Origin of the sequence: Salana multivorans (assembly GCF_003751805.1) — a bacterium.
Lineage (GTDB): Bacteria > Actinomycetota > Actinomycetes > Actinomycetales > Beutenbergiaceae > Salana > Salana multivorans.
In genome coordinates this window covers 1,513,298-1,535,209 of sequence record NZ_RKHQ01000001.1, presented here as the reverse complement: position 1 = coordinate 1,535,209, position 21,912 = coordinate 1,513,298, and the positions used below count along the sequence as shown (strand labels likewise).

The following is a 21,912-nucleotide window of genomic DNA, read 5'->3' as shown; positions in this document are numbered from 1 at the left end:
CTCGGGGCCGGCCGCGGAGGGGACTGCGACCCGGTCGAGGCCCGACGCGCTCACGACACGACCTCCGCGACCTCGTCGTCACCGAGCATCCGGCCCGTGAAGAACGGCAGCTCCTCACGCACGTGCAGTCGAGCCCTGGTCGCGCGCAGGTGCCGCATGAGGTCGACGAGGTCGAGCGGGTCGTCCGCCTCGAGCGCGAGCAGCCACTCGTAGTCGCCGAGGGCGAAGGACGCGACCGTGTTGGTCTGGACCTGCGGGTAGGAGCTCCCCTTGCGGCCGTGCTCGGCGAGCATGTCGCGCCGCTCCTCCTCCGGCAGCACGTACCAGTCGTAGGAGCGCACGAACGGGTACACGGTGACCCACGCCCGAGGCGGCAGTCCGCGCAGGTAGGCGGGCGCGTGGTGGCGTGCGAACTCCGCGTCGCGATGCACGCCGAGCGCGTTCCAGGTCCCGCTCATCGAGGCGAACGGCTCGACGCGCCGCAGGACCCGCAGCGCCGCCTGCAGCGCCGCCGCGTCCGAGCCGACGAGCCAGACGAGGAGATCGGCGTCCGCGCGCAGGCCGGAGACGTCGTACAGCCCGCGGATCCGGACGCCGAGCGCCTCGACGTCGCGCCGCGCGGCTGCCAGGTCGCCGACGTCGTGGCGACCGACGCGTCGGAAGGTCGCCCAGAGGGCGTAGCCGATCCGGTCCGGGGTCGCCGCCGGACCGGTGTCATCGGTGCCGTGCTCGCTGGTCATGGGAGAGACGTCCTTTCGTCGATGGTCCGGGGGGTGTGCGCGCGCGCCGGGGTGCCGGCCGGCGCGCGGATGGCGGGGACCGCGCCCGCCGGGTCGAGGGCCCGGACGACGTCGTCCCCGCGGACGTGCGCGAGGATCGCGGCGAGGCCGGACCTGCCCGACGCCTCGCCGACGACGAGGGGGCCGGGGACGGCCGCGGCCCCGGGCGGCCGCACCCCGACGGTGCGGGTCCAGGTGCGGGTCACGACGTCGAGCACCTCGACGTCACGCGCGCCGGTGAGGCGCGCGACGTCGGCGGCGACGACGCCGGCGAGTCGCTCGGGTCCGGGCGGGACGTCGTAGGACAGCCGGAGGAGGTGGACGCCGTCCCACGCGGCGAGCCACGACCACTTCACGCTGGAGTGGGTGAGCGCCCGCGCGGTGATCCCGCGCGCGCCCGGAGCCACGAGCACGCCCGTCCCCCGCGGAGCCGCGTCGAGCTCGCGGGACCTGACCGCTGCGGCGACGACGGTGATGGTGCGCCGCGCGGTCACCTCACCGACGAGACCGGGCGCGGCGACGACGACGAACCCGTCGATCCGCTGACCGTCGACGACCACGTGGTCCGCCGCGACGGCGGTGACGTCGGCTCCGAGCCGGACGCGGGCGCCGAGCCGCTCCAGGTCGCCGGCGAGCGCCGCGACCAGGCGCCCGATCCCGCCCCGGACGCCCGCCACCGCGGAGCCGGCCGGCGACGAGGCGCGGACCGCGGCCGCCGCGGGAGCGAGCCGCCCGTGCTCCGCGAGCGCCCGGGCGAGCTGCGGTGAGGCGGTCGCGAGGCGGAGGTCCGCCGCGCGCGCCGAGTAGACGCCCCGGACGACCGGGTCGACGAGTCGCTCCGTCGCGCGCCGCCCCATCCGCCGGCCGACGACCTCGCCCAGCGTGCGCTCCCCGATGGTGTCCGCACCGGCGCGCAGTCGCGGGAGCACGCGGTCGGCGGCCGCCCTGATGGCGCCCGGCAGGCCGAGGGCCAGCCGGACGTCGGAGGCGAGCGGCCTGGTCGGGATGCCGAGGAGACCGGTGGCCGGGAGCGGGTACGGACGCGGGTCGGCGTGCACCCACGCAGCGGCGGGACGGGGCAGCGTCAGCTCGTCGCCGAGGCCGAGCTCGTCGAGCAGCTCGGCGCCGGCGCCCCCGCGGACGGCGAACGACTCCGCGCCCAGGTCGATCTCGCGGCCGCCGACACCGGCGAGCTCGATCTGGCCGCCCACGCGGCCGGAGCGCTCGAGGACGACGACGGTGCGGCCGAGCGACGCGGCGCGCTGCGCGAGCGCCAGGCCGCCGATCCCGGCCCCGACGACGATGACGGGTGCCTCGGTCATGGTCGGACGGGGTCCGGCCCGTCGGCATCCTGCTGGGGGACGTCCTGCTCGTGGACGAGAGCGACGATGCGGGTCAGCACGTCCGGGTCGGTCTCCGGCGGCACGCCGTGGCCGAGGTTCACCACGTGGCCCGCCGCCGCGCGACCCCGGCGGACCACCTCGAGCACGTGCGACCGCACGGCGTCGTCGTCCGCGCCGAGGATCGCCGGGTCGACGTTCCCCTGGAGCGGGCGCCCCGGCACGCGCGCGGCGACGACGTCGAGCGGCGTCCGCCAGTCGACCCCGATGACGTCAGCCCCGTACCGGGGCAGGTCGGCGGCGAGCCGGTCCATCCCGAGCCCGAAGTGGACGCGCGGGACGGGCAGCCCGTCCAGCGCCCCGAACGTGCGGGCCGTGTGGGGCGCGACCTGACCCAGCCACGTGTCACGGCTCAGCGAGCCGCCCCAGGAGTCGAAGAGCTGCGCCGCGCTCGCACCCGCCTCCACCTGCGCGGACAGGAAGGCCCCCGAGACCGACGCGCACCACGCGAGGAGCGCGTCGAAGGTCGCCGGGTCGGCCGCGGCCATCGTGCGGGCGCGCAGCTGGTCCTTGGAGGGGCCGCCCTCCACCAGGTAGGAGGCGAGGGTGAACGGGGCGCCGGCGAAGGCGATGAGCGGGGTCCGCCCGAGCTCGGCGACCGCGATGGACACGGCCCGCCGGATCGGCGCGAGCGCCTCGGGGTCGAGCTGGGGCAGGGCGGCGACGTCGCCGGGCGTGCGCACGGGAGAGGCGAGGACGGGGCCGCGTCCGGGGACGATCGAGACCTCGACCCCGGCGAGGAGGACGGGAACGACGATGTCGCTGAAGAGGATCGCCGCGTCGACGCCGTGGCGTCGCACGGGCTGGAGCGTGATCTCCGCGACGAGTGCCGGGTCGAGGCAGGCGGCGAGCATGTCACCACCCGCGCGCAGCGCTCGGTACTCGGGCAGCGAGCGGCCGGCCTGGCGCATGAACCACACCGGGAGATGCTGGGGAGGCTCGCCCCGGTAGGCGCGCAGGAGTGGAGCATCAGATGTCGCTCCCGTGGCCAGCGGGTGGTTCTCCGGCAGGGTCACGCCGCCATCCTCGCACCTTCTCGGCGGCGGCGAGCGCGTCCTGACGAACTGTCGTGACGCACCGTCATATCCCTCTGACCTGCGGCTTTACTGAGGCTTGCCTTCGCACGGGGCCGCCGCCGGAGTCCTTAGCATGGTCGTGTGCTGCTGGCCGTCTCCCTCACCCACACCACCGCTGGCTTCGACCTGCTCGAGCAGGCGACGGCCGCCGTGGCGGGGACCGACGCGCCGGGTCTCGCGCTCGCGTCGATGCGTCCGGACGGGGTGCGCGGTGCCGTCGTCCTCTCGACCTGCAACCGGCTCGAGGCCTACCTCGACGTCGATCCGGACCGGGTCGAGGACGTCGACCGCGAGCTGGTCGAGGCCCTCGCCCGACGCCTCGGCATGAGCGCGGCCGACCTCACGACGCGGGTGGGCCACCACGTCGGCCCGGCGGTCGCGCAGCACCTGTTCGCCGTCTCCGCCGGCCTCGACTCGCTCGTCGTGGGCGAGGACGAGATCGCCGGCCAGGTGCAGCGGGCTGTCGCGGCGGCTCGATCGGCCGGCACCTCGACCGCCGACCTCGACCAGCTCTTCCAGCGAGCCGCATCGACCTCCCGCCAGGTCCGCCGCACGGCGGGGTGGGACGGCTCCCAGACCTCCGTCGCCCATCTCGCGCTCGAGCTGATCTCGACCCGCGTCGCCGACCTCGCGAGCTCCCGGGTGCTGCTCGTCGGGACGGGCGCGCACGCCCGGACGGCGGTGCGCGCCCTCGCGGCGCGGGGAGTGCGCGACGTCACCGTCTACTCCCCGTCCGGCCGCGCGGACGCGTTCGCGGCGCGGCACGGGCTGAGGGCCGTGGCGGCGGACGCCGGCGCGCTCCGGGGCGCCGTGGACGCGAGCGACGTCGTCGTCTCGTGCACGTCGCGGCACGCGCTCGGCACCGGAGACGTCGACGCCGCCGGCCGGACCCGCCAGCTCCTCGTCGTCGACCTCGGCCTGCCGCGAACCGTCGACCCCGCCCTCGGCCGCCTCCCCGCCGTCACGGTCCTCGACCTCGCGACGATCGGCCGGCACGCCGACCTGCCGGGACTCGGACGCGACGTCGTCGCCGAGTCGCTGGTGGGCGAGGCCGTCACGCGCTACTCGGCCGCCGCCGACGCCGGGCCGGCGGTCGCCGCGCTGCGCCGGCACGTCGGCGACGTGCTCGAGGACGAGATCACGCGGGCCCGCTCACGCGCGCGCGACGACGACGAGGCGGCCCGCACCGAGGCGGCGCTGCGGCACCTGGCCGGGGTGCTGCTGCACGAGCCGTCGATCCGCGCCCGAGAGGCCGCGGCCACGGGCGGGCTGGAGACGTTCGTCGCCGGGCTGCGGTCGGTGCTCGGCGTCGAGGTCGCCGACGCCTGAGGCGCCGAGCCCTCGGCGACGGCCCGGGGCGCGCAGCTCTCGCGGCGCATCTCCGACGCGGCCGGGCTGGGCCGGGCTAGGCCGGGACGCGTCGGGCGGGGCCGCGAACGACCTCGTCGAACGACCGCGATAGATGTCAGACCCCGCCCGTAGCCTCGAACACAGGTACCACCACCGGGGTGGTTCGGTCGGAGGTGAGACGGATGGAGCTGTTCGAGGTTCGCAGGATGGCGGTCGAGCTGCTCGCGCGGCACGGCCTCGGCGGGTGGCGCGTGACGTTCGACCGCGCGAAGACCCGGGCCGGTCGGTGCAGCTTCTCGACCCACGAGATCTCGCTCTCGGCACCGCTCATGCGGCTCCAGGAGTACCCCGAGGTGCGGGACACGATCCTGCACGAGATCGCGCACGCGCTCGTGGGGCCGGCGCACGGCCACGACGAGGCCTGGCGCACGACGGCGCAGCGCATCGGGGCGTCGGGCGACCGCGTGCTGCGCACGGACGCGCTGCCGGTCCAGGACTGGGTCGGGACGTGCCGCGCCGGTCACCGGGTCGCGCGCCACCGGCGGCCGATCCGCCCCATGCTCTGCGAGACCTGCGCTCGCGCGGGGCAGGGGGCGGTGAGCGGCGGCGGCGGGGCGACGAGCGCCATGGACGCGATGCTCGTCTGGCGGTACAAGGGCAGGCCGGTGCCGATGACGCCGGCCTACCGCGCGGCCGAGGCGGCCATGCGGGCGCGGGCGACGTCGAACGCCCCGGGCCAGCGCGGCGCCTGAGCCCGCGGTCGCCAGGGCTGCGTCCGACGCCCGGGTCGGCGGCGGGCGGACCACGGGTCGGCGTCGCGCGGGATCGGATGGCGCGCCTCGGTCCCGGTCGGGCACGCGGGGTCGCCGGGCGCGGAGCCGCGGACAGCGGGTCGGTGAGTCACCCGCGGCGCCCCCGGGCTAGTCCTCCGGGAAGGGCTCGGCCGCGGGGCTCTCGTCGTCCTCGACGGTCTCCTCGACCGCCTCGGGGGCCACGGCGTCGAGGTGCGCAACGCCGAAGGGCTCGTCGTGCCACGAGACGAGGCGCCAGTCGCCCGGCTCGCCCTCCAGCAGGACGCCGCCGGTGTTCGGGAGCGGGCGTCGCGCGGCCATCCCGTCCAGGATGCCGACGCTGCGGACGCCGGCCCACACGCGGATGATCGCGCCGTGGCTCACGGCGGCGGCCGTCTCGACACCCGTGCCGGCGAGGCGCTCGACGGCGGCGTCGAACCGCTCGAACACCTCCTCGCCCGACTCCCCGCCGGGCATCCGGACGCCCAGCTCGCCGTCGAGCCAGGCCCCCGCCACCTCCAGGTAGCGCAGGACCGACACCTCGTCGCCCTGCATCTCCATGCTCCCGGCGGAGATCTCGCGCAGGCCGTCCTGGACCTCGGGCGTGAGGCCGAGCGCCGAGACCAGGGGCGCGGCGGTCGCGTGCGTGCGGCGCAGGGTCGACACGTGGATCGCCTCGATGCCGCTCGACCCCAGCGCCGGGACGAGCGCCCGCGCCTGGAGGCGTCCGAGGTCCGTCAGCTCGGCACCCGGAACGGCCGTGTCGAGCAGCGAGCCGACGTTCGAGTGGGTCTGTCCGTGCCGGACGAGGTAGAGACGCATCGCCCCAGTCTCCCCCACCGGACGGCCTCACCGTCGTCCCGGTCGAGGACCGCTCCGCGCGGCCGTCCGGTCCCACCGCCCGTCCGGCCGGCTCGGTCGGCTCGCTCGACCCCGGTGGTGCGTCCGGCACGTCCGGGCGGGACCGGTCCGATCCCCGTCCGACCGTCCGCCGACGACAACGGCTCCGGTCGCGGCGACGGTGTGGTCGGCGCGACCGGAGCCGTTCGGGTCACCCGGGCAGCGTCGGATCGCTTCGCGGCCGGGTCGGCCCAGGGGCCGGGTCAGCCCCAGATCAGGCCGCGGGCCGGGTCCTCGAGCACCTGCGCCACGTCGGACAGCACGCGCGCGCCGAGCTCGCCGTCCACGAGCCGGTGGTCGAACGAGAGCGCGAGCTGCGTCACCCAGCGGGGCTTGACCTTGCCCTTGTGCACCCACGGCTGTCGTGTGATCGCGCCGAACGCGAGGATCGCGGACTCACCGGGGTTGAGGATCGGCGTGCCGGTGTCGATGCCGAACACCCCGACGTTGGTGATGGTGACGGTGCCGTCGGTCATGTCGGACGGCCGCGTCCGCCCGTCCCGGGCCGTCCGGGTGAGCGCGCTGAGCTCCGTCGCCAGCTCGCGCAACCCGAGCCGGTGGGCGTTCTTGATGTTCGGCACCACGAGGCCCCGCGGCGTCGCGGCGGCGATCCCGAGGTTGATGTAGTGCTTGTAGACGATCTCCTGGCGCTCCTCGTCCCAGGCGGCGCTGATCTCGGGGTGTCGCCGGATCGCCAGCAGCAGCGCCTTCGCGGCGATGAGCAGCGGCGTGATGCGGACGCCCTCGAACTCGCGGTCGGAGCGCAGCGCCTCGACGAGGCGCATGGTGCGCGAGACGTCGACCGTGTGGAACACCGTGACGTGCGGCGCCGTGAACGCCGAGGCCACCATGGCCTCGGCCGTGCGCCGGCGCACCGACCTCACCGGGACGCGGGTCTGCCGCCCGTCGGCCGAGACGACGCCGTCGGCGAGCCACGGCGAGTCGTCGCCCGGGTAGGTGGCGAGCGTGCGCGGCTCACCGGAGCGGGCGCGCGCGATGACGTCGTCGCGCGTGATGATGCCGCCCGGACCCGACGGTGTCACCGTCTCCAGGTCGATCCCGAGGTCCTTGGCGAGCTTGCGCACCGGGGGCTTGGCCAGGATGTTGCCGCCGGAGGCCGACGGCGTGGAGACCAGCGCGAGCTGCGTCGGCACCGCGACCGGCTCGGGCTCGGGCACCGGGGCGGGCGCGGGTGCCTGCGGGGCGCGCACCGGGGCCGGAGCCGCCGGGGCGGCCGGGGCCGTCTCCGGCGCCGGTCCGCCGCGGCGCGCCCGGCGGGCGGTGGGGGCGTGTCCCGTGCCGTAGCCGACGAGCACGTCGCCCGAGGCCTCCGTCTCGCCGGCGGCCTCCGCCGCGTCGGCGCCGGTGGCGTTGGCGTCGGCGTCGGTCGCGTCGCCCCCGTCGTCCGGCTCGCCCTGCGGGTCGACGTCGACGACGACGATCGGGGCGCCGACGTCGACCGTCGTCCCCTCGCCGACGAGGAGCTCGACGACGACGCCGTCCCACGGGCAGGGCAGCTCGACGAGCGACTTCGCCGTCTCGATCTCGACGATCACCTGGTTGACCGCGACGGTGTCACCGGGCGCGACGCGCCACGCGACGATGTCGGCCTCGGTCAGGCCCTCCCCGACGTCGGGAAGGGCGAAGCGCTGGAGCTTGGGCACGATGGTCCTCGGGTCTCGGGGGATCAGGGAGTACGGCGACGTCGGTCGACGTCAGTAGCTGAACGCGCGGTCGACGGCGTCGAGCACGCGGTCGAGCGAGGGGAGGTACTCCTTCTCGATCGACGACGGCGGGAACGGCGTGAAGAACCCGCCCACCCGCAGCACCGGCGACTCGAGACTGTGGAAGCACCGCTCGGTGACGCGCGAGGCGAGCTCCGCGCCGATCCCGTGCTGCGTCGGCGCCTCGTGCACGACGACGAGGCGGCCGGTGCGCTCGACCGACTCCACGACCGTCTCGGTGTCGAGCGGCGCGATGGAGCGCAGGTCGATGACCTCGACGTCACGCCCCTCCTCGGCCGCCACCTTCGCGGCGGCGAGGGCGAGCGGCACGGTCGGGCCGTACGCCGCGATGGTGAGGTCCTCGCCGGCGCGGACGGTGCGGGCGCGGTGGAGCGAGGCCCAGCCGTCGGGGCCGACGTCGGGCGCGCCCTCGTCGGTCAGGTCGACCTCGGCCTTGTCCCAGTAGTGGCCCTTGGGCTCGAGGAAGACGACCGGGTCAGGCGACGCGATGGCCTGCTGGATCATCGTGTAGGCGTCGTGCGGGTTCGCGGGGGTGACGACGCGCAGACCGGCCGTGTGCGCGAAGTACGCCTCGGGCGACTCGCTGTGGTGCTCGATCGCGCCGATGTGGCCGCCGTAGGGGATCCGGATGACGATCGGGAGCTCGAGGCGGCCGCGCGAGCGGTAGTGCATCTTGGCGAGCTGCGTCGTGATCTGGTCGAAGGCGGGGAACACGAACCCGTCGAACTGGATCTCCAGGACGGGGCGGTAGCCCGCGAGCGCGAGCCCGATCGCCGTGCCGACGATCCCGGACTCCGCCAGCGGGGAGTCGACGACGCGCTGCGGGCCGAACTCCGCCTGCAGACCGTCCGTGATCCGGAAGACGCCGCCGAGCTGGCCGATGTCCTCCCCCATGAGCATGACGCTCGGGTCCGTGGCGAGCGAGCGGCGCAGCCCCTCGTTGAGCGCCTTGGCCAGCGGGATGCGGGTGGCGCGTCGCTGCCCCGCGTCACCGGCGGGGGCGACGTCGGCCCCCGCGGGCGCGGGCGTGGTGGTCTGGAGCTGCGTCGACATCGTCACTCCCCCTCCGTCACGAACGACGCGGCGTACTCGGCGTACCAGGCGCGGTCGGCCTCGACGTCCGGGTGCGGAGTCGCGTAGACGTGCTCGAACATGGACTCGACCGGCGGCGGCGTGAGCGAGCGGCAGTACGCGCGCAGCTCGGCGGTGAGGTGCGTGGCCTCCTCGCCGACCTCGGCGAAGTAGGACTCGTCCGCGTGGCCCTCGGCCAGCAGCAGCGTGGCGAGGCGGTTGATCGGGTCACGCCCGCGCCAGGCATCCTCCTCCGCGCGCTCCCGGTAGCGGGTCGGGTCGTCCGACGTCGTGTGCGCGCCCATCCGGTAGGTCACGGCCTCGATGAGGACCGGACCCCGGCCGGAGCGGGCGCGCTCGAGCGCGACCTCGGTCGCGGCGCGGGAGGCGAGGACGTCGTTGCCGTCGACGCGGATGCCGGGGATGCCGAAGCCGGACGCGCGCTCGACGAGCGGGACCGTGGTCTGGACGGCGGTCGGTGCCGAGATGGCCCAGTGGTTGTTCTGGATGAAGAAGACGACGGGCGCGCTGGTGGTCGCCGCGAAGACGAGGGCCTCGTTGACGTCGCCCTGCGCCGTGGCGCCGTCGCCGAAGTAGACGACGACGGCGCGGTCGCGCTCGGGGTCGCCCGTGCCGACGTCGCCGTCCCGCTGGATGCCCATGGCGTAGCCGGTGGCGTGCAGGGCGTGCGAGCCGATGACGAGCGTGTAGAGGTGGAAGCCGTAGGCGGTGGGGTCCCAGCCGCCGTGGTCGATGGCGCGGAACAGGTGGAGCAGCTCGCCCGGTCCGACGCCGCGGGAGAGCGCAACGCCGTGCTCCCGGTAGGACGGGAAGACGTGGTCCCGAGGCCGCAGCGCGTGGGCGGACCCGATCTGGGCGCCCTCCTGGCCGCGGCACTCGGGCCACAGCGCGAGCTCTCCCTGACGCTGCAGGCTCGTGGCCTCGCCGTCCAGGGCGCGGGTGAGCACCATCTCGCGGTACAGCTCGCGCAGCTCGGGGGTGGAGAGGCCGTCGACGACGGCTCGCATGCTCTCCGGCACCTCGCGCGCGTCGAGCTGCGCCTGGTCGAGGCGCGTCCCGTCGGGGGCGAGGAACCGCACCGTTCCCGCGACGTCGCAGGGGTCGGGGTGCGTGGGACCGGTCGGCGCCGTCCCGGGCTGGTCGGCCTGCGGCGCGCGGTGGTCGAGGGGGACGTCGGACATGGCCTCTGCGGTCAAGGTCACTCCAAAGATCTGGCGGTGGGACGTCGGGCGTCACGCTAACCTACGGAAGCGTAACTTACGGCATCGTAGCCTACGGTCGCGTAGGAATGGAAGCGGGTCCGCACGACCGGTCGTCGGTCGTTCCCCGTCGCCCGCGCTCGTGCCCGTCGCTCCAGGGTGGACGCGCTGGAACGGCCGGGACGCGCTCGGGCATGCTGGTCCCCATGGCCAAGGTCCGCCTCCGTGAGTCGATCGCCCAGCTGCCCGCCTACGTCCCGGGCGCCCGGCCCGACGGCGCGATGGTGGAGAAGCTCTCCTCCAACGAGAACCCGTTCCCTCCCCTGCCCGGCGTCGTCGCCGCCGTCTCGGACGCCGCAGCCGATCTCAACCGCTACCCCGACCTCGCCGCGAGCCGGCTCGTGGGGGAGCTCGCGACGCGGTTCGCGCTGGAGCCGGACCACGTCGTCGTCGGCAACGGGTCGGTCGCCGTGCTCGAGACGCTCCTCCACGCGCTGCTCGAGCCCGGCGACGAGGTCGTCTACGCCTGGCGCTCGTTCGAGGCGTACCCGATCGCGGTGGCGGTCGCGGGCGGGATCTCCGTTCCCGTGCCGCTGACCGCCGACGCCCGGCACGACCTTCCCGCGATGGCCGCGGCCGTGACCGAGCGGACGAAGGCCGTCATCGTCTGCTCGCCGAACAACCCGACCGGGACCGCCGCCACCCACGGCGAGGTCCGCGACCTGCTCGACGCGCTTCCGGAGGGCGTGCTCGTGCTGCTCGACGAGGCCTACGTCGAGTTCGTCCGCGGCCCCGAGCGGAAGAGCGCGGACGAGGACGGCGCGGACGAGGCCCGCGGAGAGGACGAGGCGGGCCTGGCACGGGCCGGCGGCGACCGAGCGGAGGCCGACGCCAACGAGGACGACCACGGGAACGCGGCCGGCGACCGCGCGGAGGGCGTCGACAACGGCACGCACGACGACGCGACCCGCCCACTCGACGCCCTGGCCCTGCTGCGCGCGGACCCGCGCGTCGTGGTGCTGCGGACGTTCTCCAAGGCGTACGGCCTCGCGGGGCTGCGGGTCGGGTACGCGCTCGCGAGACCGCGGATCGCGAAGGGCCTCCGCGCGGCGGGCACGCCGTTCGGGGTCAACGCGCTCGCCCAGGTGGCGGCCGTCGAGTCCCTGCGGGCCGAGACCGAGCTGTTCGCCCGGGTCCAGGAGCTCGTCGAGGAGCGCGAGCGGATGGTGCTCGCGCTCCGGGCGGCGGGCTGGGACATCCCGGAGGCGCAGGGCAACTTCGTCTGGTTCCCGGTCGGCGAGCGCACCGGACTGCTCGCCGAGGCGTTCTCGCGGGCTGGGCTCATCGTGCGGCCCTTCGCCGGCGACGGCGTGCGCGTGTCGATCGGCGACCCCGAGGCCAACGACGCCGTGATCGCCGTCGCGGCGGAGTTCCTCGCCACGCAGTAGTCCGAGCAGTAGACCAAGCGGCGCGGTGCGACGATCCCGACGCGCCCGACCGGACCGGGGAGTGGCGCAAACGGCCGCCGAGGTCGTCGGGCACGACGGCCCTCGCACCCACCGCACCCGGCACTCGCGAGCCACCACCCCGGACGATCCGCCGCAACGATCCCGACACCCTCCCGGCGCGGCGCCGGCGAGCCTGCGATCCCGACCGCCGAGGGTGCCCGCACCGTTACGGGAGCCGTCACAGACGCCGTCACCAGCACCGGCCGGCCCGACCGCCGTCGCGCTCCCGGGACCGGGAGGCATGGCGGATCCCGAGGCCCGGCGGAGCGTCGTGTCACGATGGTGGGATGAAGGAGCTCTTCTGGCGCACCGTCGCCACCGCCGTCGGGGTGTGGGTCGCGGACTCGATGATCCGCGGCATCGCCGTCACCGAGGCCGAGACCTGGTGGCAGCAGGTGCTCGTCTACCTCGTGGTCGGCCTCGTCCTCGCCATCGTCCAGATGTTCGTGAAGCCGCTGGTCCAGGCGCTCACGTTCGTCCTCTACATCCTCACGCTCGGCCTGTTCGGGATCGTCGTGAACGCCCTCATGCTCCTGCTCTGCTCGTGGCTCACGAGCCACTTCTCCTGGGGCATCACGGTCGACGGCTTCTGGCCGGCAGCCGTGCTCGGTGGTCTGGTCATCGCCATCACGACGAGCATCGTGACGATCTTCCTTCCCCGGCCGGGGCGGGGCGACTCGCGCCGCTGACCTCCGCGCCAGCACGGCTCAGCCCACCCGTCCCACGTGGAGGGTCGACGTCACGGTGTCGCCCTCGCCCGCGAACAGGTCCTTCGTCGCGTCCTCCCACGCCGTGAGGCCGAGCGGCCGGTCCGCCTCGAGCTCCCGCGCGGTCTCCTCGTAACCCCCGATGGCGTGCGCGACCCCCATGACCGGGTCGCCGCCCAGCTCCTTGACCACGACCACCTCGCCCGGCGCCGACCCGCCGTGCCGCGAGCCGGAGACTCCGCTGAGCGACGGCGTGCCGTCCTCCGCGTGCCGCACGTGCAGGGTGGGGGCGGACGCGGGCGGGAGGTGGCCGACCGGCGAGCCGAAGGTGACGACGGCCGCAACGGTGTAGCGCTCCGTCACGGCCGGCGACGTCGCCAGGTGCATCACCACCATCCCGGCGAGCGAGTGTCCCGCGAGCACGACGGGCTCGTCCGGGCCGATCCCCGCCTGCTCCATCGCCGCGAGCACGAGCGCGTCCGGCGGTCCCTGCATCCCGAGGTAGGCGGCGACGTTGACGTCTCCGGCCATCGGCACGTCGCTCGCCCCGTACGAGGCGCCGAACCCCTGCGTCCCCGGCACCGACACCGTCCAGCTCACCCGGCCATCGGCATGCTCGATCCGCTGGACGTCGACCGCTCCGGCCCCGTCGGGGGCCTCGTCGTACGCGACACCGATCCGGCTCGCGAGGTCGCCGATGCCGGCGGCGGCCGTCGACGAGCCGGGGGTCGGCGGGTCGACCTCGATCCGGGCGTCGAGGCGCTGCAGCATGCCCGGGACGAGACCGCCCCAGACCGGTCCGACGACACCGGGCAGCACCAGGCCGGCCGCCCTGAGCCACGTCGACATCCCGCCGACCGGGTCGGGGCCCCAGCCCACCCCGGCGACCAGCCGGCCGAGCGTGCCGATCCCGCTCCACCGGACGATGGTGGTGACCCAGGCGCCGCGCATCCGCAGCCCGCCAGCCGACGCGGTGTCGGCGGCGATCCCACCGAGCCCGACGATCGGAAGCGCCAGCGGGGCCAGCGGCGGGCCGAGTGCCGGGACGAGATCGAGCGCACGATCGACCGCCACCAGGCTGTCCGCACCGTCGTACTCCCGCAGGGCCGCGTGCACGGCGTCGGCTCGGCCCCGGATCGCGCGCCGGGCGCCCTCCGCGGCCGTCAGCGCCTCCGCCACGGCGGAGACGACGCCGGGCAGCGTGCCCAGCGCCCCCTCGGGGCCGGAGCCGAGCAGGTCGACCTGCCACCGCGCCACCCGCAGCTGGCGGCACGACTCGTCCAGGTCATCGGCGCAGGACGAGACGTCGCCGGCCAGCGCCTCGATCTCCGCCCCGTCGACCATGACCCACGTCCCGCCCATCACCCCCACCAGCCCGCGGTCCCGCTCGAGCCGCCGGCCGCCAGGGCGCCGGCCAGCTCGCGTCGAGCCGCCCGGTGCGCCGCGGCGGCCGCCGTGGCGTCGTCGATCGCCCGGGCGACCCGGTCGAGGCGCGCGAGGTCGAGGTCACGCGCATCGAGGAACTGACCCGACGCCTTCCCCCGCCACAGCTCCGGCTCGGCGTCGCAGAGGTGCTCGCGGGCTCGTCGAGACGCGTCGGCGGCGGCGGAGAGCGAGCGCGAGACCGCGTCGGTCCCGCCCGCGTCGCACCACGGGAGCGGGAACACAGACGACGAGCCGGTCGGGGCCGGCGGCGGACCGAGCCCCGACGACGGACCGGGAGAGAAGGGCGAGCTGGTGGGCATGTCGGCGACGCTAGGACGAGGACCGCGCCGTCCGCTCGGCCCCTGGAGACGGCCCCGGAACAGCCGCGTCTCACGGCTCTGTGGACAGCGCCGACCCCTCGATCGGCCCGGATCGCCGTCGTCGCACGCCCACCCTCCGGCCACCGCCTCGGCGCTCGGCCGGCGAGTGGAAGAATGAGCCCATGCCCCTCGACACGACGCCCTGGGTGAGCCTTGCCGCCGACCCCGCGATCGCTCTCGGCCCGCTCGACGGGCGCTACCGCGCCGACGTCGCACCGCTCGTCGACCACCTCTCCGAGGCGGCGCTCAACCGCGCCCGCCTCGCGGTCGAGGTCGAGTGGATCATCCACCTGACCGAGCAGGGCGCGATCCCCGGCGCCCCGGTCCTGACCGATGCGGAGAAGGCCTACCTCCGCGACGTCGTCGCCACCTTCGGGCCTGCGGAGATCGCCGAGCTGGCGGCGATCGAGGCGGAGACGCGACACGACGTCAAGGCCGTCGAGTACTTCCTCAAGCGCCGCATGGACCACGCGCCCGAGGTGCTGGGCTCCGACACCGCCCTGCCCGCGGCGAGCGAGCTGGCGCACATCTTCTGCACGAGCGAGGACATCAACAACCTGTCTTACGCGCTCACCGTCCGATCCGCCGTCCACGACGTCTGGCTGCCCGCGGCGCGTGTCCTCGTCGACGCCGTCGCCGACCTCGCCCGCGCGCAGGCGGCCATGCCGATGCTGGCCCGCACGCACGGCCAGCCCGCGACGCCGGTGACGCTCGGCAAGGAGCTCGCCGTCGTCGTCCACCGCCTGCGTCGCCAGCTCGCGCGGATCGAGGGCGACGAGACACTCGGCAAGATCAACGGCGCGACGGGCACGTACGGGGCGCACTCCGTCTCCGTCCCCGGCACCGACTGGGAGGACGTCGCGCGCGGGTTCGTCACCGGCCTCGGCCTCACCTGGAACCCGCTCACGACGCAGATCGAGAGTCACGACTGGCAGAGCGAGCTCTACGACGACATCGCCCGCTTCAACCGCATCCTGCACAACGTCGCGACCGACGTCTGGACCTACATCTCGCTCGGCTACTTCGTGCAGAACCTGAGCGCGCAGGGCTCGACCGGATCCTCGACGATGCCGCACAAGGTCAACCCGATCCGGTTCGAGAACGGCGAGGCCAACCTCGAGATCTCCAGCGCGCTCCTCGGCAACCTGTCGAGCACGCTCGTCACCTCGCGCCTGCAGCGCGACCTCACCGACTCCTCGACGCAGCGCACGATCGGCATCGCGCTCGGGCACTCGCTGCTCGCGATCGCCAACGTGACGCGCGGCCTCGCCGGCCTCGGCGTCGACCCCGCCGCGATGGCGCGCGACCTCGACGCCAACTGGGAGGTCCTCGGCGAGGCCGTCCAGTCGGCGATGCGCGCGGCGGGGATCGCCGGCGTCACCGGCATGGCCGACCCGTACGAGCGGCTCAAGGAGCTGACCAGGGGCCGCCGCGTCGACGGGGCCGGCATGCGCGAGTTCATCGCGGGTCTCGGGCTCCCGGACGACGTGGAGGCTCGCCTCCTCGCGCTCACTCCGGCCGACTACACGGGCTACGCCGAGCGCCTGGTCGCCCACCTCGACTGAGTCGGGGTTGTCCGGTTCGCGGCCGTCCGCTCTCCGCGGAAGAGTCCACGCGGCATCGGACCGTCCGGGATCCGGCGGCCCGCTGACCTGCGTCGACGCCGGGTTCGCCCCGGTGCGAGGGCGGCTGATCCGCAGAGAGCGGACGTCAGGGGGCGGACCCGTCCGACGGCGATCCTCGCCTACGCCCGGACGAGGACGAACAGCCGCGGGCGATGCCCCTTCGCGAAGAGCTGCGGGCGTGCGATGAGCCGCCAGCGGGCGTCGTGGTCGAGGACCCGCTCGAACCGGCGGATGTCGTGCGTGAGGACGCCGACCACGACGTCGTCCGCCCCGATCCGGTCGGCCGCGTCCAGGAGGTCGCGGGAGAGGCGCTCGTTCGTCGCGTGCGCCCCGAGCAGCTCGCCCCACGGCGGGTTCGCCACGACCACGTCGGCCGTCCCCGCCAGGTCGGCGAGCACGCCGCCCGTCCGCGCGACGTCGGCCACGTCCGCCACCACCGCCTCGATCCGGCCCTTGATCCGGGACGCCCGCTGGTGCCGCTCGAGGATCGCGATCGCCTCGGGGGCGACGTCGACGGCGACCGCCCTGGCCACCCGTCCGCGCGCCAGGCGCTCCAGCGTGAGCGTCCCGCTCCCGCACATGAGGTCGACGACGACCGGCGCGTCGCCCTCGTCCCCGTCGACCCCACCGTCGGAGCCGCCGAGCTGCCAGCGGACGTGCTCGACCTCGTCGACGACGACCGCGGCCAGCGTCGCGTTGAGCGCGCCCGGGTAGCGCTCGGTCCGCCAGGGCCGGGTGGCCAGCGGCCGCGGCGTCGTCCGGACGAGCGCCTCCCAGCCGGCACCCCGCGCTCGCCGGACACGCACGACGAGGTCGCCGTCCTCGGACACCGGCACGCCGGCGCGCTCGGCCAGCTCGGCGGCGATCCGCAGCATCTGCGGCGTCTCCGCCCCCGCCGCCTCGAGCCGCAGCCCGGAGAACGTCACGCGCGGGCGCTGCCACGAGATCGCCTCGAGCACCCGGTCGACCTCACCGAGCGACTCGGAGGACAGCAGCCCCGTCGGCCGGCCGGTGTCGGTCGCGACGGCGAGCGAGGCGGACACGGCGGTGCGCAGCCGCGCGAGCGTTCGGAGGGTCTCGGCCGTGCGGGGAAGCGTCAGGCGCAGCTCGTCGGCGTCGGCGTCGTTCGGCCCGTCGCCCGGCGCTCCGTCGTCGGCCTCAGGAGCCCCGCCACCCTCGGGTGACGTCGTCAACCCGGAGCGGACGAGCTCGCGACGCAGCGCGGGGAGCGCGCCGGGCAGGACGGTGAAGACGACGTCGAGGTCGTCGGCGGCCATCGGACGCCCTAGCGGTAGCGGCGCTGGAGGATCTGGGAGAGCACGATGCCGAGGATCGCGAGCAGCAGCATGCCGCCGGCCACGAGCATGAGTCCGGCGGGCAGGCCGAGGATGATGCGGTCGACGACCTTCGTCTCGGTCCCGGCGTCGAACGGCCCGTAGGTCGAGACCGAGAACGTCAGGTCCTCGGTGATCCGACTCGGGCTCGGGAAGGTCTGGACCGACTTCGTGAGCACGGCGCTGCCGCCGAACGGCTCGAGCCAGTCGGACAGCTCCGGGTACTGCCGCGCCGTCACCGGACCCGAGAACAGGAGGGTGGAGTTGCCGCGCAGCGGGTCCGAGCGGTCCATCCGCTCGGCGGCGAGAACGTAGGAGGTGTAGGTGAGCGACTGCGAGCCGGTCGACGCGAGCACCATCGGGACGACGGGCGTCTCGGACGCGAAGCTGACGTCGATCGGGGGCGGGCCGCCGTTGACGGTCCCCGCGGGCATCTCCACCTGCACGACCGAGATCGCCCAGCCGGCACCGGCATAGCGCTGGATGAGCGAGACGTCCTGGTCGGCGAGCTGGTACCCGCGCTCGGACAGCCAGGAGATCCACGAGTCGGCCGACTCGGCCGGGTAGGCACCGATGCCGTCAGGAGCGATGGGGTAGACGGCCTCGCGCGCAGCCGCCGCCTCGTCGCTGGACCCGCCGAACGACTCCAGGTCCGGCCACCACCGCTCCTCGACGACCTCCTCCGGGGCCGAGGCGGCGGCGACGGCCGTGATGACCTCTCGCGAGCCCTCGGTGATCGTCGGCGTGGTCGGCGTCGCGAGGATCAGCATCGACTGCGCGCCCGACTCCAGCTGGCCGACGGCGCGGACGTCGACGAGCAGGCGCTCGACGCCGTCGACCCAGGAGACGACGGTGGTCTGGTCGACGACGTCGAGCGCGCCTGCGGTGGCGATCGGGTCGACGGCGGCGGCCGGAACCGCGACCCCGATCCCGCCGACCGCGAGCACTGTGGCTGCGGCGACTCGACGCAGGCGGCGCGCGGGGCGGTCGGCACGGGGCTGAGGCGTCATGGGGATCACCGTAGAGGGGCGAGGTCCATCTCCTCGACCCGGGACCGCGCTCGGCAGGAGATCTTCACAGGTTCGTTGCGTGAGATACCCCCTAGGGGTACCATGGACGTCATGACCGACCCGACCACCACAGCGGAACCACCCGAGGCCACGGCCGAGGCCGCCCCCGGGCACCGCCACGGCTATCACGACGCGAAGGACGCCTACGCGCGCCGGATGCGCCGGATCGAGGGGCAGATCCGCGGCATCGCCCGGATGATCGACGAGGACGTCTACTGCATCGACATCCTCACCCAGGTCTCGGCCGCGACGCGCGCGCTCCAGGCCGTCGCGATCGGCCTCGTCGAGGACCACCTCGGCAGCTGCGTCGTCGAGGCGGCGCGATCCAGCCAGGAGGAGGCGGACGAGAAGGTGCGCGAGGCGTCCGAGGCCGTCGCGCGACTCATCCGCAGCTAGCCGACCGACCCGACCACCCAGACCGTTCCGAATCCGTTCCAGACCGAGGAGTCCCCATGAGCACCATCACCACCGTCGACGTCACCGGCATGACCTGCGGCCACTGCGTCAGCGCCGTCACCCAGGAGCTCGAGGCGCTCGACGGCGTCGGCAACGTCACCGTCAACCTCGACGCGGGTGGCACGTCGCACGTCACGGTCTTCTCCGACGGCCCGCTGGCCGAGGACGCCGTCCGCGGCGCGATCGACGAGGCCGGCTACGACGTCGCGGGGCTGAGCACGCGCGGCGCCGCCGAGGAGTTCAACCGGCTCGCCGACGTCCGCGACGAGGTCGCCGGCGTCGGCCCGCAGGCCGTCGAGATCGTCTCGAAGGACGAGGCCACCGCGTCCCAGCCCGCCGGCGAGGCCGGCGGCTGCGGGTGCGGCGGGTGCGGCTGCGGGGCCTGAGCCCCGCCTGCCGACCCCGCGTCGACCTCCCGCCACGACCCGCGCGACCCCCCGCCGAGCCACCGGCCGGCGGCGGGTCCGTCGGGCGCGCCCACCGCACGCCACCAGACACCCGAACGCACCCGACCGAGCACGCCGCCAGACGTAGGAACGAGCCCGCCATGACCAGCACCCACCCCGAGACCGGGACCGAGCCGACGCCCGTCGCCGAGGTCGACCTCGCCGTCAGCGGCATGACCTGCGCGAGCTGCGTCAGCCGCGTCGAGCGCAAGCTGGGCAAGGTGCCGGGGGCGACGGCGGAGGTCAACCTCGCCCTGGAGAGCGCGCACGTGCTGCTCACCCGGCCGGTCGCGAACGCCGAGCTGCTCAAGGCGGTCGAGAGCGCCGGCTACACCGCGCGCGTCGTGTCCCGCACCGATCTCGCCCCGGCCGGCGCCGGGTCGTCGCACGACCACCACCACGACGCGCACGACGCCGACCCCCACGCGCACCACGCCGACCCCGAGCACCACGGACACCCGGAGCACGACGCCGACCCGCTCTCCGGCCACGCCCACGGCCCCGGGCACGATCCCGACGGCGACACCTCGGCGCCCGACCCCGACCGCGGCGCGGTGCTCCGCAGCCGCCTCGTCGTCGCCGCGATCCTGTCGACCCCGGTGATGCTCCTCTCGATGATCCCTCCGCTGCAGTTCCCGGGCTGGCAGTGGGTCGTCGCGGTCCTCGCCCTCCCGGTCGTCACGTGGGCGGCGTGGCCGTTCCACACGGCCGCGTTCCGCGCCGCGCGCCACGGCTCCTCGACGATGGACACGCTCGTCTCGCTCGGCGTCATCTCCGCGTCGCTGTGGTCGCTGTGGGCGCTCCTGCTGGGCGGCAGCGGCGAGATCGGCATGCGGATGACGCCGACGTTCATCCCGCGCCTGTCCGACGTCGGCTCGGCCCACGCGAGCGGTCACCCCGAGATGTACTGGGAGGTCGCGGCCGTCGTCGTCACCTTCCTGCTCGCGGGGCGCTACGCCGAGTACCGGGCCCGCCGCTCGTCCGGCGACGCCCTGCGCAGCCTGCTCGAGCTGGGCGCGAAGGAGGCGACGCTGGTCACGCCCACGGCGGACGGCGGCCGCACGGAGCGGCTCGTCCCGATCGGCGACCTCCGGGTCGACGACCTGTTCCTGGTCCGGCCGGGCGAGAAGGTGGCGACGGACGGCGAGGTCGTCGACGGCACGTCCGCCGTCGACACGTCGCTGCTGACGGGCGAGCCCGTCCCCGTCGACGTCACCCCGGGCGACACCGTCACCGGTGCGACCGTCAACACCTCGGGCGCCCTGCTGGTGCGCGCGACGCGGGTCGGGTCGGACACGGCGCTCGCCCAGATCGGCCGGCTCGTCTCGCGCGCGCAGACCGGCAAGGCCCCGGTCCAGCGCCTCGCCGACCGCATCTCGGGCGTGTTCGTCCCGATCGTCATCGGCCTCTCGCTGCTGACGCTGGCCGTCTGGCTCGTGCTCGGCGCGACCAACGGCGGCGGCCTCACCACCGGCGAGATCCAGGCCGCGTTCACGGCCGCTGTCGCCGTCCTCATCATCGCCTGCCCCTGCGCGCTCGGGCTCGCGACGCCGACCGCGCTGCTCGTCGGCACGGGCCGCGGCGCCCAGCTCGGCATCCTCATCAAGGGCCCGGAGATCCTCGAGGCCACGCGCCGCGTCGACGTCGCCGTCCTCGACAAGACCGGAACGGTCACGCAGGGGGCCATGACACTGGGCGAGGTCGTGGCCGGCCCCGGCACGGCGCGCGAGCAGGTCCTCGCCGTCGCGGCGGCGGTGGAAGGCCCCTCCGAGCACCCGATCGCGCGGGCCGTGGTCGCCGGCGCCGACGGGCTCACCACGCCCGCGGTCACCGACTTCCGCGGCGAGGCCGGCTTCGGCGTCCGCGCGCGGGTGACGCTCGACGGCGCCACCGTCCCCGTCGTCGTCGGCCGGCCCGGCTGGGTGGCCGAGCAGGTGACGCTGCCGCGCGCGGTGAGCGACGCGGTCGGTCCGCTGGAGGCGACGGGCGCGACGACGGTCGTCGTCGCGTGGGGGGCCGACGACGCGGGCGCACCGGCGGGCTCGGGCGTCCTCTCGGTGACCGACGCGATCAAGCCGACGAGCGCGCGGGCCGTCGAGGAGCTGCGGGCCCTCGGCATCACCCCGCTCCTCCTCACCGGTGACCAGGAGGCCGCGGCACGCGCGGTGGCCGCCCAGGTCGGCATCGAGGACGTCGTGGCCGGCGTCCTGCCCGAGGGCAAGGTGACCGAGATCGAGCGGCTGCAGCGGGAGGGCCGCGTCGTCGCCATGGTGGGTGACGGCGTCAATGACGCCGCCGCCCTTGCCCAGTCCGATCTCGGGCTCGCGATGGGCTCGGGCACGGACGTGGCCATCGAGGCCAGCGACATCACGCTGGTGCGCGGCGACCTGCGCAGCGTCCCGCAGGCGATCCGGCTCTCCCGCGCCACGCTGCGGATCATCAAGCAGAACCTGTTCTGGGCGTTCGCCTACAACGTGCTGGCGATCCCGCTGGCGGCGCTCGGCCTGCTCAACCCGATGATCGCCGGCGCCGCGATGGCGCTCAGCTCGGTCATCGTCGTGACGAACTCGCTGCGCCTGCGCACCACGACCTGACGGACGAGCGCGCCGAGGCCGACCCGGGGGTCCGC

19 protein-coding genes are annotated in these 21,912 nt (G+C 75.0%); 8 read left to right on the top strand and 11 right to left on the bottom strand.

Going from position 1 to position 21,912, the window contains the following annotated elements; all coding sequences use genetic code 11:
- Window positions 1-50: 50 nt before the first annotated feature.
- Genes hemQ through hemE form a run of 3 tightly spaced genes read right to left on the bottom strand, consistent with a single transcriptional unit; the run spans window position 51 to window position 3,195 of the window.
- On the bottom strand, window positions 51-740 hold the full coding sequence (gene hemQ / locus EDD28_RS06850; protein WP_123738925.1) for a hydrogen peroxide-dependent heme synthase: 690 nt from the start codon (window positions 738-740) through the stop codon (window positions 51-53).
- A complete protein-coding gene (locus tag EDD28_RS06845; protein WP_123738924.1) occupies window positions 737-2,101 on the bottom strand; it encodes a protoporphyrinogen/coproporphyrinogen oxidase in 1,365 nt (454 codons plus the stop codon). The genes hemQ and EDD28_RS06845 overlap by 4 nt, the downstream gene beginning before the upstream one ends.
- Window positions 2,098-3,195 (bottom strand): uroporphyrinogen decarboxylase, encoded by a 1,098-nt coding sequence (gene hemE, locus EDD28_RS06840; protein ID WP_123738923.1) that lies wholly within the window; start codon window positions 3,193-3,195, stop codon window positions 2,098-2,100. Before hemE ends, EDD28_RS06845 begins: the two co-directional genes overlap by 4 nt.
- A gap of 141 nt (window positions 3,196-3,336) precedes the next feature.
- Between hemE and EDD28_RS06835 the strand changes: the two genes are divergently transcribed.
- Window positions 3,337-4,584, top strand: a complete 1,248-nt coding sequence (locus EDD28_RS06835) for a glutamyl-tRNA reductase (protein ID WP_123738922.1) — start codon at window positions 3,337-3,339, stop codon at window positions 4,582-4,584.
- Between the two features lie 203 nt (window positions 4,585-4,787).
- A complete protein-coding gene (locus EDD28_RS18070; RefSeq protein WP_123738921.1) occupies window positions 4,788-5,357 on the top strand; it encodes a SprT-like domain-containing protein in 570 nt (189 codons plus the stop codon).
- 168 nt (window positions 5,358-5,525) lie between these two features.
- Here EDD28_RS18070 and EDD28_RS06825 read toward each other — a convergent pair whose 3' ends face one another.
- The 4 genes from EDD28_RS06825 to EDD28_RS06810 all read right to left on the bottom strand — a co-directional run bounded on the left by EDD28_RS06825 (window position 5,526) and on the right by EDD28_RS06810 (window position 10,314).
- Window positions 5,526-6,218 carry a histidine phosphatase family protein gene (locus EDD28_RS06825; RefSeq protein WP_123738920.1) on the bottom strand — a complete coding sequence of 231 codons (693 nt, stop codon included), beginning with the start codon at window positions 6,216-6,218 and terminating at the stop codon, window positions 5,526-5,528.
- 281 nt (window positions 6,219-6,499) lie between these two features.
- Entirely contained in the window at window positions 6,500-7,960 is a 1,461-nt protein-coding gene (locus EDD28_RS06820; protein ID WP_123738919.1) for a dihydrolipoamide acetyltransferase family protein, read from the bottom strand.
- 51 nt (window positions 7,961-8,011) lie between these two features.
- Window positions 8,012-9,094, bottom strand: a complete 1,083-nt coding sequence (locus tag EDD28_RS06815) for an alpha-ketoacid dehydrogenase subunit beta (RefSeq protein WP_123739980.1) — start codon at window positions 9,092-9,094, stop codon at window positions 8,012-8,014.
- A gap of 2 nt (window positions 9,095-9,096) precedes the next feature.
- Window positions 9,097-10,314, bottom strand: a complete 1,218-nt coding sequence (locus EDD28_RS06810; protein WP_211339130.1) for a thiamine pyrophosphate-dependent dehydrogenase E1 component subunit alpha — start codon at window positions 10,312-10,314, stop codon at window positions 9,097-9,099.
- Between the two features lie 224 nt (window positions 10,315-10,538).
- On the opposite strand from EDD28_RS06810, the gene EDD28_RS06805 reads away from it, so the two are divergent.
- Both EDD28_RS06805 and EDD28_RS06800 read left to right on the top strand, forming a co-directional pair.
- A complete protein-coding gene (locus tag EDD28_RS06805; RefSeq protein WP_170169376.1) occupies window positions 10,539-11,780 on the top strand; it encodes an aminotransferase class I/II-fold pyridoxal phosphate-dependent enzyme in 1,242 nt (413 codons plus the stop codon).
- Between the two features lie 347 nt (window positions 11,781-12,127).
- The gene (locus EDD28_RS06800) at window positions 12,128-12,529 is read left to right on the top strand and encodes a phage holin family protein (RefSeq protein WP_123738917.1); all 402 of its coding nucleotides are present in this window, start codon (window positions 12,128-12,130) and stop codon (window positions 12,527-12,529) included.
- Between the two features lie 18 nt (window positions 12,530-12,547).
- On the opposite strand, the gene EDD28_RS06795 is transcribed toward EDD28_RS06800, so the two are convergent.
- Window positions 12,548-13,909: a hypothetical protein gene (locus tag EDD28_RS06795; RefSeq protein WP_123738916.1), complete on the bottom strand. Its 1,362-nt coding sequence runs from the start codon at window positions 13,907-13,909 to the stop codon at window positions 12,548-12,550.
- Complete coding sequence (locus EDD28_RS06790; RefSeq protein ID WP_148059565.1) at window positions 13,909-14,292, bottom strand: hypothetical protein; 384 nt, start codon at window positions 14,290-14,292, stop codon at window positions 13,909-13,911. Before EDD28_RS06790 ends, EDD28_RS06795 begins: the two co-directional genes overlap by 1 nt.
- Window positions 14,293-14,474: 182 nt before the next feature.
- Between EDD28_RS06790 and purB the strand changes: the two genes are divergently transcribed.
- A complete protein-coding gene (gene purB / locus EDD28_RS06785; protein WP_123738914.1) occupies window positions 14,475-15,917 on the top strand; it encodes an adenylosuccinate lyase in 1,443 nt (480 codons plus the stop codon).
- Between the two features lie 179 nt (window positions 15,918-16,096).
- Here the strand turns inward: purB and EDD28_RS06780 are convergent, their stop codons facing one another.
- Window positions 16,097-17,254, bottom strand: a complete 1,158-nt coding sequence (locus EDD28_RS06780) for an RsmD family RNA methyltransferase (RefSeq protein WP_123738913.1) — start codon at window positions 17,252-17,254, stop codon at window positions 16,097-16,099.
- Window positions 17,255-17,262: 8 nt separating this feature from the next.
- Complete coding sequence (locus EDD28_RS06775) at window positions 17,263-18,321, bottom strand: DUF2330 domain-containing protein (RefSeq protein ID WP_123738912.1); 1,059 nt, start codon at window positions 18,319-18,321, stop codon at window positions 17,263-17,265.
- Between the two features lie 111 nt (window positions 18,322-18,432).
- Between EDD28_RS06775 and EDD28_RS06770 the strand changes: the two genes are divergently transcribed.
- From EDD28_RS06770 to EDD28_RS06760, 3 genes are all read left to right on the top strand, one after another.
- Complete coding sequence (locus EDD28_RS06770; protein ID WP_123739978.1) at window positions 18,433-18,777, top strand: metal-sensitive transcriptional regulator; 345 nt, start codon at window positions 18,433-18,435, stop codon at window positions 18,775-18,777.
- Between the two features lie 56 nt (window positions 18,778-18,833).
- Window positions 18,834-19,223 carry a heavy-metal-associated domain-containing protein gene (locus tag EDD28_RS06765; RefSeq protein WP_123738911.1) on the top strand — a complete coding sequence of 130 codons (390 nt, stop codon included), beginning with the start codon at window positions 18,834-18,836 and terminating at the stop codon, window positions 19,221-19,223.
- Window positions 19,224-19,384: 161 nt separating this feature from the next.
- Window positions 19,385-21,877 (top strand): heavy metal translocating P-type ATPase, encoded by a 2,493-nt coding sequence (locus tag EDD28_RS06760; protein WP_123738910.1) that lies wholly within the window; start codon window positions 19,385-19,387, stop codon window positions 21,875-21,877.
- Window positions 21,878-21,912 lie beyond the last annotated feature (35 nt).